This is a genomic window from Gemmatimonadota bacterium (assembly GCA_026706845.1).
GTDB lineage: Bacteria > Latescibacterota > UBA2968 > UBA2968 > UBA2968 > VXRD01.
The window spans coordinates 33,909-50,501 of record JAPOXY010000181.1 but is presented as its reverse complement, the minus strand read 5'-3'; the positions used below and the strand labels follow the sequence as shown (position 1 = coordinate 50,501).

The window sequence follows — 16,593 nt, the reverse complement described above, 5'->3', positions numbered from 1 at the left end:
TTTAAACACTGCCTATCAGTGTGGATTAGCGTCTTTATCGACGTGTAGCAAGGTGTACAGCGTCAAAATAAAACCATATGGCAAAAAAATGGAAACTGGGACAAATTCTGAACGTTAGGACAAAGGTTTGGCATTGACTTTGTGAACGTTTGTGTAAATTTTCCCATAGCTATCTGAAAAAAGTATCATTCAAGCAAATTAAAGTATCTCAGATTGATGCCAATATGCGCTATTTATACAAGCCCTGAGCGACCAGTTAGGCAAATCTGTTCACATTATTGTGTAAGTCTTAAATGAAAAGAGAAACCAATGCGTAACCTGATTTTGTTCACACTATCCACACTCGCGTTTTTGATACATCCGCTATTTCTTCCAGCGCAAAATAGCTTTTCTTTTTCCATAGATGCGAACAGTGCGACGGGTGATCAAGCGGTCACATCTGTTAATGTATCCCCGGATTTTGATGGCGATGGTATGGTTGGCTTCTCTGACTTTTTGGCGTTGTCAGGTCTGTTTGGGGCACGTCAGGGCGATGGGAGATATGAAGCGAAGTATGATCTGGACAGCGACGGCGCAATTGGATTTTCCGATTTTCTGATCTTCAGTGCCAGCTTTGGCAAAGAGGTATCTCCCCCTGATGGTGCAACGCAGGTTGCCATTCCAGATGCGATCCTGCGTGTGGTCATTGCGGACAGTCTCGGCAAGGCGAACGGTGCGCCAATCACTCAGGCAGAGCTGGCGACCTTAACTCACCTTGCGGCCCTGAACAAGAATATTCGCGATCTAACCGGGCTTGAGTTTGCTATTAACCTGACAGAGTTGAACCTTGGTGCAGGGGATATAGTGAACAGCAACGAAATATCCAACCTTTCGCCGCTATCTAATTTGATCAGTCTGGAACGGCTGTTTCTTGGCAACAGCAGCATATCGGATGTGACGCCACTATCTAACTTAACCAGCTTAAAATTGTTGTATCTTTCCTACAACAACATATCTGATGTGGCACCGCTATCCAACTTGACCAGTCTGGAACGACTGTATCTTGTCAGCAACAGCATATCGGATGTGACGCCGATAGCTAACTTAACCAACCTGAGATCGCTGACTCTTTCCGGTAACAGCATATCGAATGTGGCGCCGCTATCTAACTTAACCAGCCTGGAAGTGCTGAGTCTTTCCAGCAACAGCATCTCAGATGTGACGCCGATAGCTAACTTGACACGACTGGAATATCTGGGTCTTTCCGGCAACAGCATATCGAATGTGGCATCACTATCTAATTTGACCAATCTGGAAGAGCTGGAACTTGACAACAACAGCATCTCAGACCTTGCGCCGCTGGTGGCAAACACGGGATTGGGTAGTGGAGATGAAGTTGGGGTGGAGAACAACCCCTTGAGTGCCACATCAATCAACACACACATCCCAGCCCTTCAGAGCAGAGGGGTTAGTGTATTCTATACCCGTGGCAGTGGCGGTAGTGGCGGCGGTGGTGGCAGTACAACGAACGTTGCCATCCCGGATGCGAATCTACGTGCCGTTATCGCGGACAGTCTCGGCAAAGCGAGCGATGCGCCAATCACGCAGGCAGAGATGGCGACCTTAACTCGCCTTGCTGCTCGGAACAAGAATATTCGCGATCTGACCGGGCTTGAGTTTGCAACTAATCTGACCTGGTTGGATCTCGAAGGAGAGGGAGTGGATGGGGAGTGGGTGAACAGCAACGAGATATCCAATCTTTCGCCGCTATCTAATTTAACCCGTCTGGAACGACTGTATCTTTCCGGAAACAGCATATCGAATGTGGTACCGCTATCTAACTTGACCAATCTGGAAGCGCTGTGGCTTGACGTCAACAGCATATCGAATGTGGCACCGCTATCGAACTTGACCAGGCTAATAGGACTGGAGCTTTCCGGCAACAGCATATCGAGTGTGGTACCGCTATCGAACTTGACCAGGCTAAGATCACTGACTCTTTCCGGCAACAGTATATCAAATGTGTCTGCACTGTCAGGATTAACCAGTCTGGAATGGCTGGATCTTTCCTACAACAGCATATCGAATGTGGCGCCGCTATCGAACTTGACCAGCCTGATAGAGCTGGATCTTTCCTACAACAGCATATCGAGTGTGGCACCGCTATCTAATTTAACCCGTCTGGAATGGCTGGGGCTTGACAACAACAGCATCTCGGACCTCGCGCCGCTGGTGGCAAATGCGGGATTGGGTGACGGAGATTGGATTGAAGTAAGTAACAACCCCTTGAGTGCCACATCAATCAACACCCACATTCCAGCCCTTCAGAGCAGAGGGGTTAGTGTATTCTATACCCGTAGTGGCGGTAGTGGAGGCGGTGGTGGCAGTACAACGAACGTTGCCATTTCGGATGCGAATCTACGTGCTGTTATCGAGGACAGTCTCGGCAAGGCGTTCGGTGCGCCAATCACGCAGGCAGAGATGGCGACCTTAACTCGCCTTGATGCATCGAACGAGAATATTCGCGATCTAACCGGGCTTGAGTTTGCAATTAACCTGACAGAGTTGGTCCTCGGTGGAAACGAAGGGAGATTGGGGGAGGTAAACATCAATGAGCTATTCAACAACCTTTCGCTATACTTGACCAATCTAATAGAACTATGGATTAACTTTTCCTTCAACTTTTCCGGCAACAGCATATCGGATGTGACGCCGCTATCTAACTTGACCAGGTTAAGAGTCCTGGATCTTTCCTACAACAGCATATCAAATGTGACACCGCTATCTAACTTGACCAATCTGGAAGTGCTGGATCTTTCCTACAACAGCATATCAAATGTGACACCGCTATCTAACTTGACCAATCTGGAAGTGCTGGATCTTTCCTACAACAGCATATCAAATGTGACACCGCTATCTAACTTGACCAGGCTAAGGACCCTGGATCTTTCCGGCAACAGCATATCGAATATGTCTGCACTGTCAGGATTAACCAGTCTGGAATGGCTGATTCTTTCCGGCACAAGTATATCGGATGTGACACCGCTATCTAACTTGACCAGGCTAAGATTTCTGTCTCTTTCCGACAACAGCATATCAAATGTGACGCCGCTTGTGACGCTTCTATCTAACTTGAATAACCTGATAATACTGGATCTTTCCGAAAACAACATAGCGGATGTGGCACCGCTATCCAACTTGACCAATCTAAGAGCTCTGACTCTTTACGACAACAACATATCAGATGTGACACCACTATCTAACTTGACCCGTCTGGAATGGCTGGACCTTGAAGACAACAGCATATCGAATGTGACATCGCTATCTAACTTGACTCGTCTGGAATGGCTGGAACTTGACAACAACGGCATAGCGGATGTGGCACCGCTATCCAACTTGACCAATCTAAGATGGCTGGATCTTTACGACAACAGCATATCGGATATGACACCGATATCTAACTCGACCCGTCTGGAATTGCTATCTCTTTCCGACAACAACATATCGAATGTGACATCGCTATCTAACTTAATCAACCTGAAATTGCTGTCTCTTGACGACAACAGCATATCGAATGTGACATCGCTATCTAACTTAATCAACCTGAAAGGGTTGGAACTTAACGACAACAGCATCTCAGACCTCGCGCCGCTGGTGGCAAACACGGGATTGGGTGAAGGAGATTGGATTGAAGTAAGGAACAACCCCTTAAGTGCCACATCAATCAACATACACATTCCAGCCCTTCAGAGCAGAGGGGTCGAGGTAGATTTTAGCGCATCGAAGCCCACGGTAAAAAATAAAGAACTGAGGATACCCCTCCGGATGATAGAACCGTTTGGAATAAAAAAATGGAAGGTGGGCGATAATTTGAGAAACGATCGCTTGAATAATTTTTGACACTTCGGTTTTTGCACCACCGAGAAGACACCTTTGTGGTCAGAAATAAAAACGGCAGTGGGCTGTAAAACCCACCGCCGTTTCTTTTTGTACGGTTCCACTGACACGTCAAGCGCGTTCTGTGAATGGATATTGCGCGTGGGTTAAATTTATCGGATATTGTTTGAGTTCATTACACTCTACAACTTTTTTTAATATCTTCCCATGCACATCTACATCCTCAAAAGATTACTGGCACTGATCCCCACATTATTGGGCATTACAGTGCTGGTTTTTTTTATGGTACACCTCGTACCTGGAGACCCCGCGCAGATCATGCTGGGCGAACGGGCAAGTGCCGAAAGTCTGGCAGCCTTGAGGCGCGACCTGGGCCTGGACCAGCCATTACATGTGCAATTTGGACGCTATTTATCCGATCTGCTACAAGGCGACCTGGGGCGGTCTATTAAATCGCACGAACGCGTATCCGTCGAACTAATGGCGCGTTTCCCCGCCACCATGGAACTCACCTTCGCGAGCATGGTATTCGCCTGCATACTCGGCATTGGTGCAGGTATAGCATCCGCCGTTCGACGCGGCACCTGGTGGGATTATATTGGCATGACAGCATCTTTAGCAGGGGTCTCAGTGCCCATCTTCTGGCTGGGATTATTACTCATCCTCGCCCTTGCAGTCTCCCTACCGTTATTCCCTGTCTCCGGACGACTCAGCTCTCATGTATTTATCCCCACATGGACTGGATTTTACCTCATAGACAGCCTGATCGCAGGTGATCTACCGAGTTTTGCCGACGCACTCTGGCATTTAATCTTGCCGGGCATAACCCTGGGCACCGTGCCCGCCGCTGTTATCGCACGCATGACCCGGTCGAGCTTGCTGGAAGTCCTGCGCGAAGATTATGTGCGCACTGCCTGGGCAAAAGGCTTATCTGAACGGGTCGTCATCTTGCGCCACGCACTGAAAAACGCGTTCATCCCCGTCTTAACCGTAATCAGCTTGCAATTCGGTTATCTACTGGGCGGCGCTGTCTTGACCGAAAGTATCTTTGCCTGGCCCGGAGTCGGGCGGTGGTTGCTCCTCTCGGTTTACGCACGCGACTTTCGGGCAATTCAAGGAGGCGTACTCATCGTCGCTACCACCTTCGTGCTTATCAATCTGATCGCAGACCTGCTATACGCCTGGCTGGACCCACGCATAAAATACGGTAAGGAATGACAGCACATTATGTCACACATCCAGGACACCTTACAAACACCACCGCAGACCACTGCGCTATTGATCTGGCAGCGATTGCGAAAAAACCGTCTCTCCATTGTGGGAAGCGTATTGATCGGCGGCTTTCTACTCCTGGCATTCGCAGCACCTTTGATAGCCCCTGCCGATCCAATGGCCCAGGCACTCTACAATCGCCTGTCACCCCCAACGCTCGAACACCCGTTTGGCACAGATGACTTTGGTCGAGACATATTGAGCCGCGTCATCTATGGCGCACGGATATCCTTACGCGTCGGGGTATTCGCCGTACTGATCGCCCTTATACTGGGCACCTGTATTGGAGTCGTCGCGGGCTACTGGGGAGGATGGATAGATCAAATATTGATGCGTATGATGGACCTGCTACTCGCCTTTCCGAGCATATTGCTCGCAATTGGCATCGTAGCTATTTTGGGACCCGGTCTGGAAAATGCGATGTTGGCCGTCGGCATTGTAGCTATGCCGCAATATGCGCGCCTGATTCGCGCGTCCGTCTTAACCGTGCGAGAAACCGATTATGTCATGGCCGCACGCGCCCTGGGAGCATCGGATTGGCGCATACTTTGTGTGGCCGTCCTGCCCAATTGTCTCGCCCCATTAATCGTCCAGGCGACATTGGGATTGGCAACCGCGATCCTCGACGCTGCGGGACTGAGCTTTCTCGGCCTGGGCGCGCAACCCCCAACACCTGAATGGGGGGCGATGTTGAGTCAAGGACGCGAACTGATTGTGCGCGCACCCTGGGTACTCACCTTCCCCGGTGGAGCGATCTTTTTCACAGTACTGGCATTTAATCTGGTCGGCGATGGTCTGCGAGACGCACTGGATCCAAAGGCTTAATTCAATTTTTCCATTGGACCGAGAGCGACAAGCGCGGGATCCGAATCGAGAGGATATTGTTCGAGATAATCGGCAATGCGCTCTGGCGTAACAGCATCGATCTCCGCGCGTTCTTCCTCGAGCGTTTTGAGCGGCGTATCAGTACTCAGACTACCCACAATTTGAGAAAAGCGAGAAAGACCGTTTTCCCCACTGCAAATAATACCCGTAGCCTGCTTGGTCTTGGCGCGTTGGAGCGCGTCATTATCAACACCATTTTTTAAATCTGCCATCTCGCGCCGCACAATATCGAGAACCTGAGACGCATTTTGCGGATCCACGGACAGATAAACATAAAAAAGCCCGGCATCGCTAAAATTGATATACTCTGCCGACGCTTCATCAGCCAGACCCTGTTGAATAATAGACCAGTAGAGTCGGCTATTGGTCGATGCGCCCAAATAAACAGAAAGCAGATCCGCAGTAGCGGCATGGTCATCGGAAGACGGTGGCGCGGGAAGCGCAAGCGCGATATGTTCGCGCGCCACACCATCGCGTTGCACAACGCGATTTGAAGCGTGAAAAGTCGGAATAGATTGGTCGCGCCCATGATCAGACACCTGCCAGTCTCCGCAATGTGCGTCAACCGCGCGAATAATCTCATCGCGATCAAACGCACCTGTAATAACAAACGTGAGGTTATTGGGACCATAACGTCGCTGGTGATACTCAGCCATCAATTCACGGGTAATGGACTTCACCGTATCCTCAGTACCCAGCACACTCTGCCCCAGGGGATGAGTGCCAAAAGCCTCTTGAATGAGATCGTCAATAATGAGCGCGTCGGGCTGGTCGTGATACATCGCAATCTCTTCGAGAATAACCTTCTTCTCCATATCAAACTCATCCGATGGCAAATTGGAGCACATCATATCGCTGAGAATCTCGATAGAATCCGTCGCCCGATCGCTTTGCACCCAATGAAAATAGGCCGTACCCTCCCACCATGTGTAGGCATTCCACATAGCGCCCAGATCATCGACATCGAGCGAAAGTTGCCGCCAGTCGCGCCTGGGCGTCCCCTTGAAACACATGTGTTCGAGAAAATGTGAAATCCCCAAAAGATCTGAGGCTTCGTCGCGCGATCCCGTCTGGGCAAAAAAACCCAGCGCAGCCGAACGAATGCGCGGAATCGTTTCAAAAACAAGCGTGAGACCATTATCGAGAGTATGCGTGGAAAAGGGTGAAGACATGGGTTGCTCCTGGAGAAACAGTGAAACGTAAAACACCGATAGCTTATAAATTCTTCGCCATTGCAATAGCTTCGTGTTCGGGCAGATAGGGCACATCTGTGCGATCCCAACTGCGCCTGCCAGCGACACAGTGAATACCCATCAGTTGTCGTTTTTGGGGGGTATCGGCCCAATCGACAATGCTTTGCGGCGGCGAATTGGCGATCCACTTTTTCACAAAAAAGGGCATATAACCATAAATAACGATGCGCCGATCCATCGCACTGGTATTGGCACAGCCCGTATGCCAGCAGACCACGTTCCACAGCACGGCATCGCCGGCATTGAGAGCCATCTTCTCCATATTGGGCATGGTTTCCAGGGCATCTCCCGAATAGTCTTCTTTGGGCGGATAATCCGGATTTGTGTGCGTGCCAGGTACCAGTGAAAAGCATCCCATGTCTTCGGTCTGATCGTCGATAAAATAAAAAACCTTAATCTTGAGCGTATATTGCGGATGCATCCAGGGCGGCCAGTCTCTGTGCCAGTTCGTGTGGGCGGCTGTACCCGCATGGTGATTGTGATAGAGCATTTCCATCACTTGATAATCCGGACCGACAATATTTTCCACATAGGGAATAACACTGGGATTATTAGCCAGATCGAGAATGGTCTCATCTGTATCAAAATCCGGGCGAATAGTATGCGCGTGCGGCCCATTGCCATAGCCATTTCGGAACTTGCCGAGCCGAAGTTCTTCTTCCCGCTCTGCGAGCGTTTCTGCCTCGCGGCGGTCAAAAGCCCGCCGCACCCGATCCAGACCAATGGGTTCAATAGCATTTTTAATCACGATATATCCATTTTCATCGTAAAAAGCGCGCGCCTCATCGGTTGGTGCCGAATATTGTATTGCATCGATTGTTGCCATAAATTGCTCCTGTGAAAACTGGATGATCCTCTTAGCTATCCAGTGGTCGAGGACCTAAAACCAATAATGTTCCAGGTGTTGAGGAAAAAGTCTCAATATACTGCGGAATCTGATCGAGGGTAACGGCATCAATACCGGCGGCGATTTCGTCAATCGTTCTCACGCGACCCTCGAGAAATAAATCTTCGATGATACCTCCAGCGCGGCCCTCGGGCAAATCGCCAATGGTAAAAAGGCGGCCCTTGAGCACTGTCTTGGCTCGGACGAGTTCTTCGGCAGTGACATCGCGGCGCAATCGCGCGAGTTCCGATTGGCAGACATCCAGAGTCTCCTGGGCGCGATCAGCAGTCGTGCCTGCATAAACAGCCATCAGACCACCGCCGCGGTATGCCTGATAAAAAGCCGACACACTATAGGCCAGGCCGCGTTTTTCGCGGACCTCTGTAAATAATCGGCTTGATCCTCCGCCAGAAAGGATGGCAATGGCGAGTTGGCCCGCGTAATAGAGATCATGGCCTCTTGGAACACCGCAAGAGAGCAGACAAATATGGGCTTGCTCCGATGGCTTTTCGTGATGTACACTGCGATCAGCAACAGAAATGGGATGAGGCTCTCCGCTATCTGGTGCTTCGCCTGCCCATCCGCCAAAAACATCGCCAACAGTCTCGATTACAGTTTCCGCATCCAGACCGCCTGCAACCCCGATAAGCAAATGACCTGGCCTGCAATGTGCATCCCAATGGCGGCGAACGCCTGCAGGTACAATAGCCGACACTGTATCGGGTTCTCCAAGAGGAATCCTGCCCATAGGTGAACCAAGCCCCGCCTTATAAGCCATATACATGGCCTGTTGTATGGGGTTGTCCTCCATGCGTTTGAGTTCCTCAAGCGTGATGGTCTTGGCAATCTCGACCTGGTCACTGGGAAAAGACGCACTGCGAAAAAGTTCGGCATAAAGTTCAAGTGCGGGTTTGAATTTGTCGGGCAGGACTTGCGCGAGAAAAGAGGTGTATTCGACGGAAGTCGAGGAACTGCGCCTTATCCCAAGACCGTCAAAAGCGTCAAATATGGCGCGTGCGTCGTGCCTGGGCGTACCCTTAAAAAGAACATCTTCTGCAATGCGCGTAATGCCCAATCTGTCGTTGGGATCGTCTTTTGCGCCAAAAGTAAAACGGAACGCAACAACAACCGATTGCGCACCGGGCATGGGTTCGACAACCACGCGAATGCCGTTGTCGAGGGTATAAATTTGTGGCTCGGACATTGGGGTCCTCACATATAGTGTAGGGGCAGTACCTCTGTGACCAATGCAGGGACGATACCTCTACGCTCGTCCAATTGGTTTTTCTCATGTAATAACATGAATATATATTGTCAATAGATATTGTGACACTTATCTCTTTCAGGAGGTTATCATCTTCATGAACATCAAAGTCGAAAATTTGCGTGCGTTGTGCCAGTCTATCCTGACCGATCGCGGACTCGACGCAACTGACGCGCATATTGTAACAGATATTTTGATCGAAGCCGAATTGCGCGGACGCCCAACACATGGGATGATCCGCCTGCCCGGCATTGCCGAGCGCGTATCGCAAGGTACTCAATCCTCCATGGTCGTGAAAAAAGACGCGCCAGCTTATGCCCTCATCGATGGACGGGATAATCTGGGCTATCTGGTAGCACATCGGTGTGCACGTGCCGCGATAGAAAAAGCAAAACAGAGTGGGGTAGGCGTTGTGGGCGCGCGCGATACCAGCCACAGTGGGATGCTGGGATATTACGCCTCTATGATAGCCGATGCGGGCCTGATAGGACAGGTTATGTGCAATACAGGCCCGCGTATTGTCCCCTGGGGCGGGCAGCAGCCTGTGCTTGGAACAAATCCCATCGCTGCGGGATTTCCCACAGCAGAGGGCCAGGTACTGGTCGATTTTTCGTGCGCGGCAATCACCAATGGCGAAATTTTGATGGCACTCAAAGACGGCAAAGAGATTCCCGCAGGACGCGCACTGGGACCAGATGGCAAGCCGACAACCGATCCCGAGCAAGCGCGCACAGGCGGCGCATTGCCCTTTGGCGAACACAAAGGATACGCTTTAAGTGTAATGATTCAACTCTTCTCTGGTGTATTGCTCAATGCTGCACCCGTACCTGAAATGGGAAAAAACTACGGGATTTTCATGCTGGCCATTGATCCCTCAATTTTTTTGGGAATGAACATTTTTCAATCGGGCGTTAGCGAAGTCATCCACACCATTAAAAATTCAATGCCCGCAGAAGGCGTAACCGAAATTTTGATCCCGGGCGAACGCGCCTTTAGAGAACGCACGATGCGGATACAGTCGGGTGTGGATATCGACGATGAATTAATGGAAGAACTCCAGCAATTGTTATAGGAATTGTCCCTCTCACCTCTTTACCCTTGACAGTCCGAATGCGGTTGGCTACCTTTCCGTTCCACAAGGGTAGAGGCGCGAGCGATCATCAGTATGCGGCGCAGGAGGCGAAACGGAGTATTGCTCCACTGTGCCGACAAAAAGGGATCGTTCGCCGAAGCCCTGGCCTGTTTCGCCGCAGGACAGGGCTGGTTCAGTGGATAATATCTGCTGAACTGTCACGGGAAAAGTTTCCGTGGAGAGCTCTCTTGTTCGCGAGATTTTCTGCTGCGTTGAGCGTCTGGCGATGCCCTTGAGAAGCCGGCGCTTTTTTTATCGCAAAGTGCAGAAACTGGAGGTTTTTATGTTGAAAGGATGTCATACAGCCTTAATCACACCCCTGACTGCCAACCATGCCCTGGACCAGGACGGTCTGGAAAAACTGGTGGCATTTCAGATTTCTGAAGGGATTGATGGCCTTTTGGCCTGCGGCACAACGGCTGAAAGCCCAACCCTGAGCAGTGATGAACAAAGCTTGATCACACGCGTAGTGTGCAGCCAGGCCCGAGAGCAGTGCCGCGCCATTGGAGGGGCAGGCAGCAACTCCACGGCAAAAACCTTAAAAGCGGCTGAATACGCCGCGCAAGTAGGCGCGGACTCCATCCTGCTCGTCGATCCTTATTACAACGGACCAAGTTCTCTGGAAATTCGCAAAGAATACGTCGAACCCGTGGCCCGTGCATTTCCCGAATTGGACATGATCCCCTATGTCATCCCCGGGCGATCCGGCACGAAATTGCTTCCAGAAGACCTCGGCATCTTGTATTCCGAATACAAAAATGTGAACACCGTGAAAGAGGCCACAGGCGACCTGGACAATATGGCGCGCACCCGCGAATGTTGTGGCGATGCGTTTTCTATCATGTCGGGTGACGACGACAAAACATTTGACATGATGAGCAGCGACCAGATTGACGCAGCGGGTGTAATCAGCGTAATATCCAATGTGGCACCCGGTCCTGTGACAAAAATGGTACACGCCCTCCAAAGCGAAGATATGGCCGAAGCAGACCGCCTGCATGCCGCACTGAAACCCTTATTTGGTATGGTCGGCGTTGTATCCGAAGAACAAACACCTTACGGTGTAACAGAAGTCAAGGCGCGCAATCCATTGCCGGTTAAAACACTGATGAATATTTTGGGCATGCCGGCCGGACCGTGTCGCCAGCCATTGGGAAAAATGAACCGCGCTGGACTGGATATCGTGCTGGGCATTGCCCGCGAAGTACAGGCCAATAACCCGGAGGTATTCGCGCCCGTAGCGTCATTTTTTGGTACAGATATAGCGCAACGCCTGAACGATGATTCGGTAATGGAAGGACTGGCGTATTGATAGCTTTTTTACGGAGCAATTATGATTAAGGTGGGTATTTGTGGTATTGCCGGGCGGATGGGACAGCGAATTTCTCATCTGACCCTCGAAGCCGAAGGACTGGATTTGGGCGGTGGCGTCGAGTTTCCTGGTCATCCCGTAATTGGAAAAGACATTGGCGAAGTCATAGGCGTTCCTCCCAAAGGTATATCAGTAGTAGATACGGTCGAAGCGATGACGGACAATGTCGATGTGATCACGGCATTCACCGCACCCCCTGACCCGACAGTTGTCGCAGCAGAAATAGCTGGACGCGCCGGCGTACCGATGGTCATTGGAACAACGGGCCTGTCGCCCGATCAGGTAGAGACCATGACACATGCCCTGAAAGACGTCGCCTGTGTATTCGCGCCCAATTTCAGTGTAGGTGTAACAGTATTAGTCCAACTCGTCGAAGAAGCCGCACGCATTCTGGCCGGCGATTACGATGCGGAAATCGTCGAAGCGCACCATCGATTTAAAACCGATGCACCATCGGGAACGGCTTACGCACTGGCCGAAGCCGCGGCAAGGGGATTGAATCGCAATTTGCAAGAGGTGGGCGTATATGGTCGCTACGGCGATACGGGCGCGCGGACACGCGAAGAAATCGGCGTACACGCTATTCGCGCTGGTGATATTGTCGGCGAACACACGGTCATGTTTGGTGGCATTGGAGAAACCATCGAACTCGCCCATCGCGCACAAAGCCGCGATACATTCGCCTCCGGCGTGATTCGGGCCATCCCCTTTGCCGTTGGAGCCGATCCGGGGATGTATGACATGCGCGATGTATTGGGACTGAGGTAAAAAACGTAAAAGAGGAGGAAATTCATGAGCATTGATGTGCATGCGGCATTTGATGCTGGACAAACCCTTGCTGTGGCAGATCGGATTTTGATTTCACCGCAGGCGGGTTCTTTGCAGAGCCGCGTAGATGAACTCTTAGACGCAATAAAAAATAGCAGAGCCTCTGGCGATTTGATTTGCAAGACATTGATTCAATTGGGCATGAACTTTGTCGGACGCGATGCCGAGATCGTAGGATATGGCGCTGAGGAAATAGACGCAGCACTCGACAGTGTGTTAGACGCGCTCGATAATCTGGAAGGCGATCACGCAACTGGTGTTGTAGATGATTTTTTGGCCGACATGAAATCCGTGAACCTGGCCGATAGCCTCTCTGGATTATTAGCCGAGCGGATTGAGTCAAATCTGGACGCTGGCAATCCCGCACGGTCATTTTTGGAATTGCTCAAGACCAATATGCGCGGCGGTGTGTACTGGCAAATGATCGGTGAAAATGTCTGTAAATTTGGCAATGACTTTGCGCGCGGTCTGGAATACTTGCGACACTACGGCTTTTGTCAGGTCTCGACAAACCCGGTATTGGCCGCCAAAGCATTTGATGAAGACCCATCGCTGGACGATGAACTCAAAGCCGAGATCGTCAGGCACGACGAGTGGAAAGCCGATCCCGAAAAATATGCCGATGACATTGTAATGGCTGCCACACTAATTGCGCTGTGGCCCAATCTTTCAATCTTTCGGCCCCTGGCGATGTACACGGGACTGAAAGACTACATGGTGAGCTTTCAACTCAATCCCAATATCGCAGATCAGGCCGATGCCAGCATCGAAGATGCGCGCAACGCATATCGCATTGCCGATGATTATTTGAAGGGATATGACAAATTGTTGGGCGTCAGCGATATAACCCTGGATCCCAATATCGTATTCAAGGTCGGCGGTGGGCACGAAGCAGCGCGAAAAATCACGACCGAGCTCAACAGCGAAGGCATTGGCACAAATAACACGGTCGTTTACACCGTTGCCCAGGAAGTACAACTCGTCATTGATGCTTTTGAAGGCAAAGCCAGAGCGGCACAAGCGGGTAAGCAAGTCGTGAGAACTTATGAAACGAATATGGGTGGACGGTTTGTAAGCCATTTGCGCGAAGTAGAAGCCGAAAAACTATTCGGCGCATTATCAGAAGATCGCGCCCGTGAATTACTCGCCGAACTCGCTTCTGATCTGGAAGTCGATATACCCGAAGGGACATTGGCCGAACAAGTGGCTGAAGTATGTTCTTATGCCCACCTGAAGTCTCTGGATCATCCAGTGGTCTTAAAAGTTGCCGAAGCGGCAGGTCAGTCTTCAGAAGCAATTGTGCAACTCGAAGCCGATCTAAAAAAAGCAGGGACGGTCATTGCACGACGCGTACATTGGATTTTCTATGCGCCTGAAAATCGGCCCAAATGGGTTGCCTACTTATCAGATACCTACGGTTTGTCAGAAGACCAGGCACAGTGGATCTTGGCATCAATGGATGTGCTGCCCGCGTCCAAGCGCGTCCCCGATGACACGCTTCACGCATTAGGCGAAAACATGTGCCATACAGAATTTCCCAACCATCAACGCGCCGTTCAACTCGTATCAGAAGAACCCACCTTTGACCTGGACGAACTCAGGGGATCAATCGGCCAGGAATACGAACCCGGCGTGGCACAGCGACTTTACGAATTGCCCGATTTTCAGAAGGGCTATGATCTGACGCCCGCGCTGAAAGATTTTCTCGAGAATGACGTCCAAATTGATCTGAGCGGCTGGCAAACGCGGGGCATGGAACCCGGCGACTGGCCCAAATTTGGATCGGTTCAAAAAACCACCACCGAGTTTAAGGCCGCGTATGACGCATTTTTGGTGCGATGCGTTGAACTGGCCAAAGAAGTTGCTGGATAAGCGGTTCACAATGCAGATATCAGCGGGGATGAGGCTGTTACATCACTTATCCCCGCTTTTCATCTGCGCGTTTAAAATAGCACTTATTCCCTCCCGATTCTCGATGCGTACAAAATACGATTCTTCGTGTCCCTCTGCAGAAAGCACCATCACATCCCGCATATTTTCACCGCTCTCATCCCTCTGTTGCTCCAATCGCCACATCATCACATATTCTGTTCCCGGGGCGCGTTGCCAGGGTACCAGAGGATCTACATCAACCAGCTTTCGAGGTTCTGCCCCACTAAAGTCCGCACCTGTAGCAGTATGCACGGTAAACTTGATCTGCCCATTGCGCATATCGTACGCCACCTGCCCTTTTTCCGAAAAATTCCGCTGGATGTGCGGCTCTATCACCGCCAGTGAATACGTACGATCACTGAGTACGAGAATTGTAATTTCCCGTTCCAGATCATCTTCTCCACGCACCCCGGTCTCGCTCCCGGCATACATAAACCAGGCGCCCATTGGCGTGTCCAACTTTTGTCGTGTCACAGTCTGATCTTTCTTTTTTTCCTCTTCAGCACATCCCGCGATCAGACAAAATAATACCACACCCAATACCTGTTTCATGAACCCTCCATATATAAAAGCGGCCCAAACAAAAATTTGGACCGCTCGCCTCTTTTCCGTGTAATGTACACTATCCTCCAAACGCTTCTTTAAAGCGCTCAAAAAAACCTTTTCCACCCTCTGGTGGCTGTATGTTTTCCAATTTGGCCAACCTGGCAAATAATTCTTCTTCTTCCCTGCTCAATTTTTCCGGCGTCCAGACCATCACGCGCACGAGTTGATCTCCCGTGCGATATCCATCCAATTCGGGAATACCCTTGCCGCGCAATCTAAAAATCCGCCCCGATTGTGTTCCCGCGGGAATCTTCATACTCACGCGACCAGTCAGCGTTGGCACTTCTATATCTGCCCCCAGGGCTGCCTGACTAAAACTGATGGGTAAATCATACACAATATCGTTGCCGTGTCTTTCAAAATGGTCGTGTTCCTCTTCTTCAACAAAAACCATACAATCGCCCGCTGGTCCGCCATTTGGCCCGGCATTGCCCTGCCCTCGCAGGGGAATATAATTGCCCTCGGAAATCCCAGCGGGGATATTGACCGAAAGGTCTTTCTGCTTCTTCACTCGCCCCTGACCCTGACAACTGCCACATCGCTCGCGTACCACGTTCCCATTGCCATTGCACTGCGGGCAAGTTGTGACATTGACAAACTGCCCAAACAGAGAGCGCGTGGCCTGCCGAATCTGTCCCACACCACCACACATATCGCAGGTTACGGGAGAACTTCCCGGCTTTGCCCCGGAACCGCTACACGTATCGCAGTTCTCCAACCGCGACAGCCGAATGGTTTTTTGAGCACCCTCGGCAATCTCCTCTAACGTCAGACTGATCGAAATCCTCAAATCTTCGCCGCGATTTGACCGCCGTGGGCTACGCTGGCCGAACAAATCGCCAAAAATGCCTCCACCAAAGATCTCATCCAGATTGGAAAAAATATCTTGAAAATCACCGGCGTGCGAAAAGTCCGACCACTGAAAGCCGCCGCCCCGGAAGTTACCGCTGACTGCCTCGTGTCCAAACCGGTCATACGCCTGCCGTTTTTGTGCATCCATCAGCACTTCGTAAGCCTCGGCACCTTCTTTGAACAATTCCTCAGCCTGTGGATTGTCTTTATTGCGATCCGGGTGATATTTCAGCGCGTGCTTGCGATAAGCTTTCTTAATCTCATCTTCCGAAGCCCCGCGATCCACATCCAATATCTCGTAATAATCTCTTTTGGCCATTGACCTTTTTCCCATCAACATGCAAAAAGAGCCGCACAGTTGCGACCCTGTTCATAGTTTGTCTGTGTCCGCGTCCTCTTCCGGAGCCTCCGGTGCGGGTTTGCCCTGACTTACCA

At 50.8% G+C, this 16,593-nt stretch carries 12 protein-coding genes and 1 riboswitch; of the genes, 7 read left to right on the top strand and 5 right to left on the bottom strand.

All coding sequences use genetic code 11. From position 1 onward, the window contains the following. Positions 1 to 309: 309 nt before the first annotated feature. From OXG87_16950 to OXG87_16940, 3 genes are all read left to right on the top strand, one after another. Positions 310 to 3,879 carry a leucine-rich repeat domain-containing protein gene (locus tag OXG87_16950; GenBank protein ID MCY3871241.1) on the top strand — a complete coding sequence of 1,190 codons (3,570 nt, stop codon included), beginning with the start codon at positions 310 to 312 and terminating at the stop codon, positions 3,877 to 3,879. Positions 3,880 to 4,083: 204 nt separating this feature from the next. Next, the gene (locus OXG87_16945; GenBank protein ID MCY3871240.1) at positions 4,084 to 5,094 is read left to right on the top strand and encodes an ABC transporter permease; all 1,011 of its coding nucleotides are present in this window, start codon (positions 4,084 to 4,086) and stop codon (positions 5,092 to 5,094) included. 9 nt (positions 5,095 to 5,103) lie between these two features. Next, positions 5,104 to 5,973, top strand: coding sequence for an ABC transporter permease (locus tag OXG87_16940; protein MCY3871239.1), 870 nt, complete (start codon positions 5,104 to 5,106; stop codon positions 5,971 to 5,973). Here the strand turns inward: OXG87_16940 and OXG87_16935 are convergent. The 3 genes from OXG87_16935 to OXG87_16925 are packed head-to-tail and all read right to left on the bottom strand — an operon-like array spanning position 5,970 to position 9,376. Further along, the gene (locus OXG87_16935) at positions 5,970 to 7,205 is read right to left on the bottom strand and encodes a pitrilysin family protein (GenBank protein MCY3871238.1); all 1,236 of its coding nucleotides are present in this window, start codon (positions 7,203 to 7,205) and stop codon (positions 5,970 to 5,972) included. The genes OXG87_16940 and OXG87_16935 overlap by 4 nt on opposite strands. Positions 7,206 to 7,248: 43 nt before the next feature. Continuing rightward, complete coding sequence (locus OXG87_16930) at positions 7,249 to 8,112, bottom strand: phytanoyl-CoA dioxygenase family protein (protein ID MCY3871237.1); 864 nt, start codon at positions 8,110 to 8,112, stop codon at positions 7,249 to 7,251. Between the two features lie 31 nt (positions 8,113 to 8,143). Next, positions 8,144 to 9,376, bottom strand: coding sequence for a pitrilysin family protein (locus OXG87_16925; GenBank protein MCY3871236.1), 1,233 nt, complete (start codon positions 9,374 to 9,376; stop codon positions 8,144 to 8,146). 157 nt (positions 9,377 to 9,533) lie between these two features. Between OXG87_16925 and OXG87_16920 the strand changes: the two genes are divergently transcribed. From OXG87_16920 to OXG87_16905, 4 genes are all read left to right on the top strand, one after another. Then, on the top strand, positions 9,534 to 10,508 hold the full coding sequence (locus tag OXG87_16920; GenBank protein MCY3871235.1) for an Ldh family oxidoreductase: 975 nt from the start codon (positions 9,534 to 9,536) through the stop codon (positions 10,506 to 10,508). A 62-nt stretch (positions 10,509 to 10,570) separates the two neighbouring features. Further along, a riboswitch (Lysine riboswitch) is annotated at positions 10,571 to 10,762 on the top strand. 89 nt (positions 10,763 to 10,851) lie between these two features. Beyond that, a complete protein-coding gene (locus OXG87_16915; GenBank protein ID MCY3871234.1) occupies positions 10,852 to 11,880 on the top strand; it encodes a 4-hydroxy-tetrahydrodipicolinate synthase in 1,029 nt (342 codons plus the stop codon). Between the two features lie 21 nt (positions 11,881 to 11,901). Next, positions 11,902 to 12,708 carry a 4-hydroxy-tetrahydrodipicolinate reductase gene (dapB, locus tag OXG87_16910; protein ID MCY3871233.1) on the top strand — a complete coding sequence of 269 codons (807 nt, stop codon included), beginning with the start codon at positions 11,902 to 11,904 and terminating at the stop codon, positions 12,706 to 12,708. 24 nt (positions 12,709 to 12,732) lie between these two features. Further along, positions 12,733 to 14,640 (top strand): hypothetical protein, encoded by a 1,908-nt coding sequence (locus OXG87_16905; GenBank protein MCY3871232.1) that lies wholly within the window; start codon positions 12,733 to 12,735, stop codon positions 14,638 to 14,640. Positions 14,641 to 14,682: 42 nt separating this feature from the next. Here OXG87_16905 and OXG87_16900 read toward each other — a convergent pair whose 3' ends face one another. Continuing rightward, on the bottom strand, positions 14,683 to 15,252 hold the full coding sequence (locus tag OXG87_16900; protein ID MCY3871231.1) for a hypothetical protein: 570 nt from the start codon (positions 15,250 to 15,252) through the stop codon (positions 14,683 to 14,685). A 70-nt stretch (positions 15,253 to 15,322) separates the two neighbouring features. Then, positions 15,323 to 16,477 (bottom strand): molecular chaperone DnaJ, encoded by a 1,155-nt coding sequence (gene dnaJ / locus OXG87_16895; protein MCY3871230.1) that lies wholly within the window; start codon positions 16,475 to 16,477, stop codon positions 15,323 to 15,325. Between the last annotated feature and the right edge of the window lie 116 nt (positions 16,478 to 16,593).

What these genes read in the sequence shown, in the direction of transcription:
- OXG87_16950 (MCY3871241.1), top strand. Translation starts at nt 310, where the DNA reads ATGCGTAACCTGATTTTGTTCACACTATCCACACTCGCGTTTTTGATA.
- OXG87_16945 (MCY3871240.1), top strand. Translation starts at nt 4,084, where the DNA reads ATGCACATCTACATCCTCAAAAGATTACTGGCACTGATCCCCACATTA.
- OXG87_16940 (MCY3871239.1), top strand. Translation starts at nt 5,104, where the DNA reads ATGTCACACATCCAGGACACCTTACAAACACCACCGCAGACCACTGCG.
- OXG87_16935 (MCY3871238.1), bottom strand. Translation starts at nt 7,205, where the DNA reads ATGTCTTCACCCTTTTCCACGCATACTCTCGATAATGGTCTCACGCTT.
- OXG87_16930 (MCY3871237.1), bottom strand. Translation starts at nt 8,112, where the DNA reads ATGGCAACAATCGATGCAATACAATATTCGGCACCAACCGATGAGGCG.
- OXG87_16925 (MCY3871236.1), bottom strand. Translation starts at nt 9,376, where the DNA reads ATGTCCGAGCCACAAATTTATACCCTCGACAACGGCATTCGCGTGGTT.
- OXG87_16920 (MCY3871235.1), top strand. Translation starts at nt 9,534, where the DNA reads ATGAACATCAAAGTCGAAAATTTGCGTGCGTTGTGCCAGTCTATCCTG.
- OXG87_16915 (MCY3871234.1), top strand. Translation starts at nt 10,852, where the DNA reads ATGTTGAAAGGATGTCATACAGCCTTAATCACACCCCTGACTGCCAAC.
- dapB (MCY3871233.1), top strand. Translation starts at nt 11,902, where the DNA reads ATGATTAAGGTGGGTATTTGTGGTATTGCCGGGCGGATGGGACAGCGA.
- OXG87_16905 (MCY3871232.1), top strand. Translation starts at nt 12,733, where the DNA reads ATGAGCATTGATGTGCATGCGGCATTTGATGCTGGACAAACCCTTGCT.
- OXG87_16900 (MCY3871231.1), bottom strand. Translation starts at nt 15,252, where the DNA reads ATGAAACAGGTATTGGGTGTGGTATTATTTTGTCTGATCGCGGGATGT.
- dnaJ (MCY3871230.1), bottom strand. Translation starts at nt 16,477, where the DNA reads ATGGCCAAAAGAGATTATTACGAGATATTGGATGTGGATCGCGGGGCT.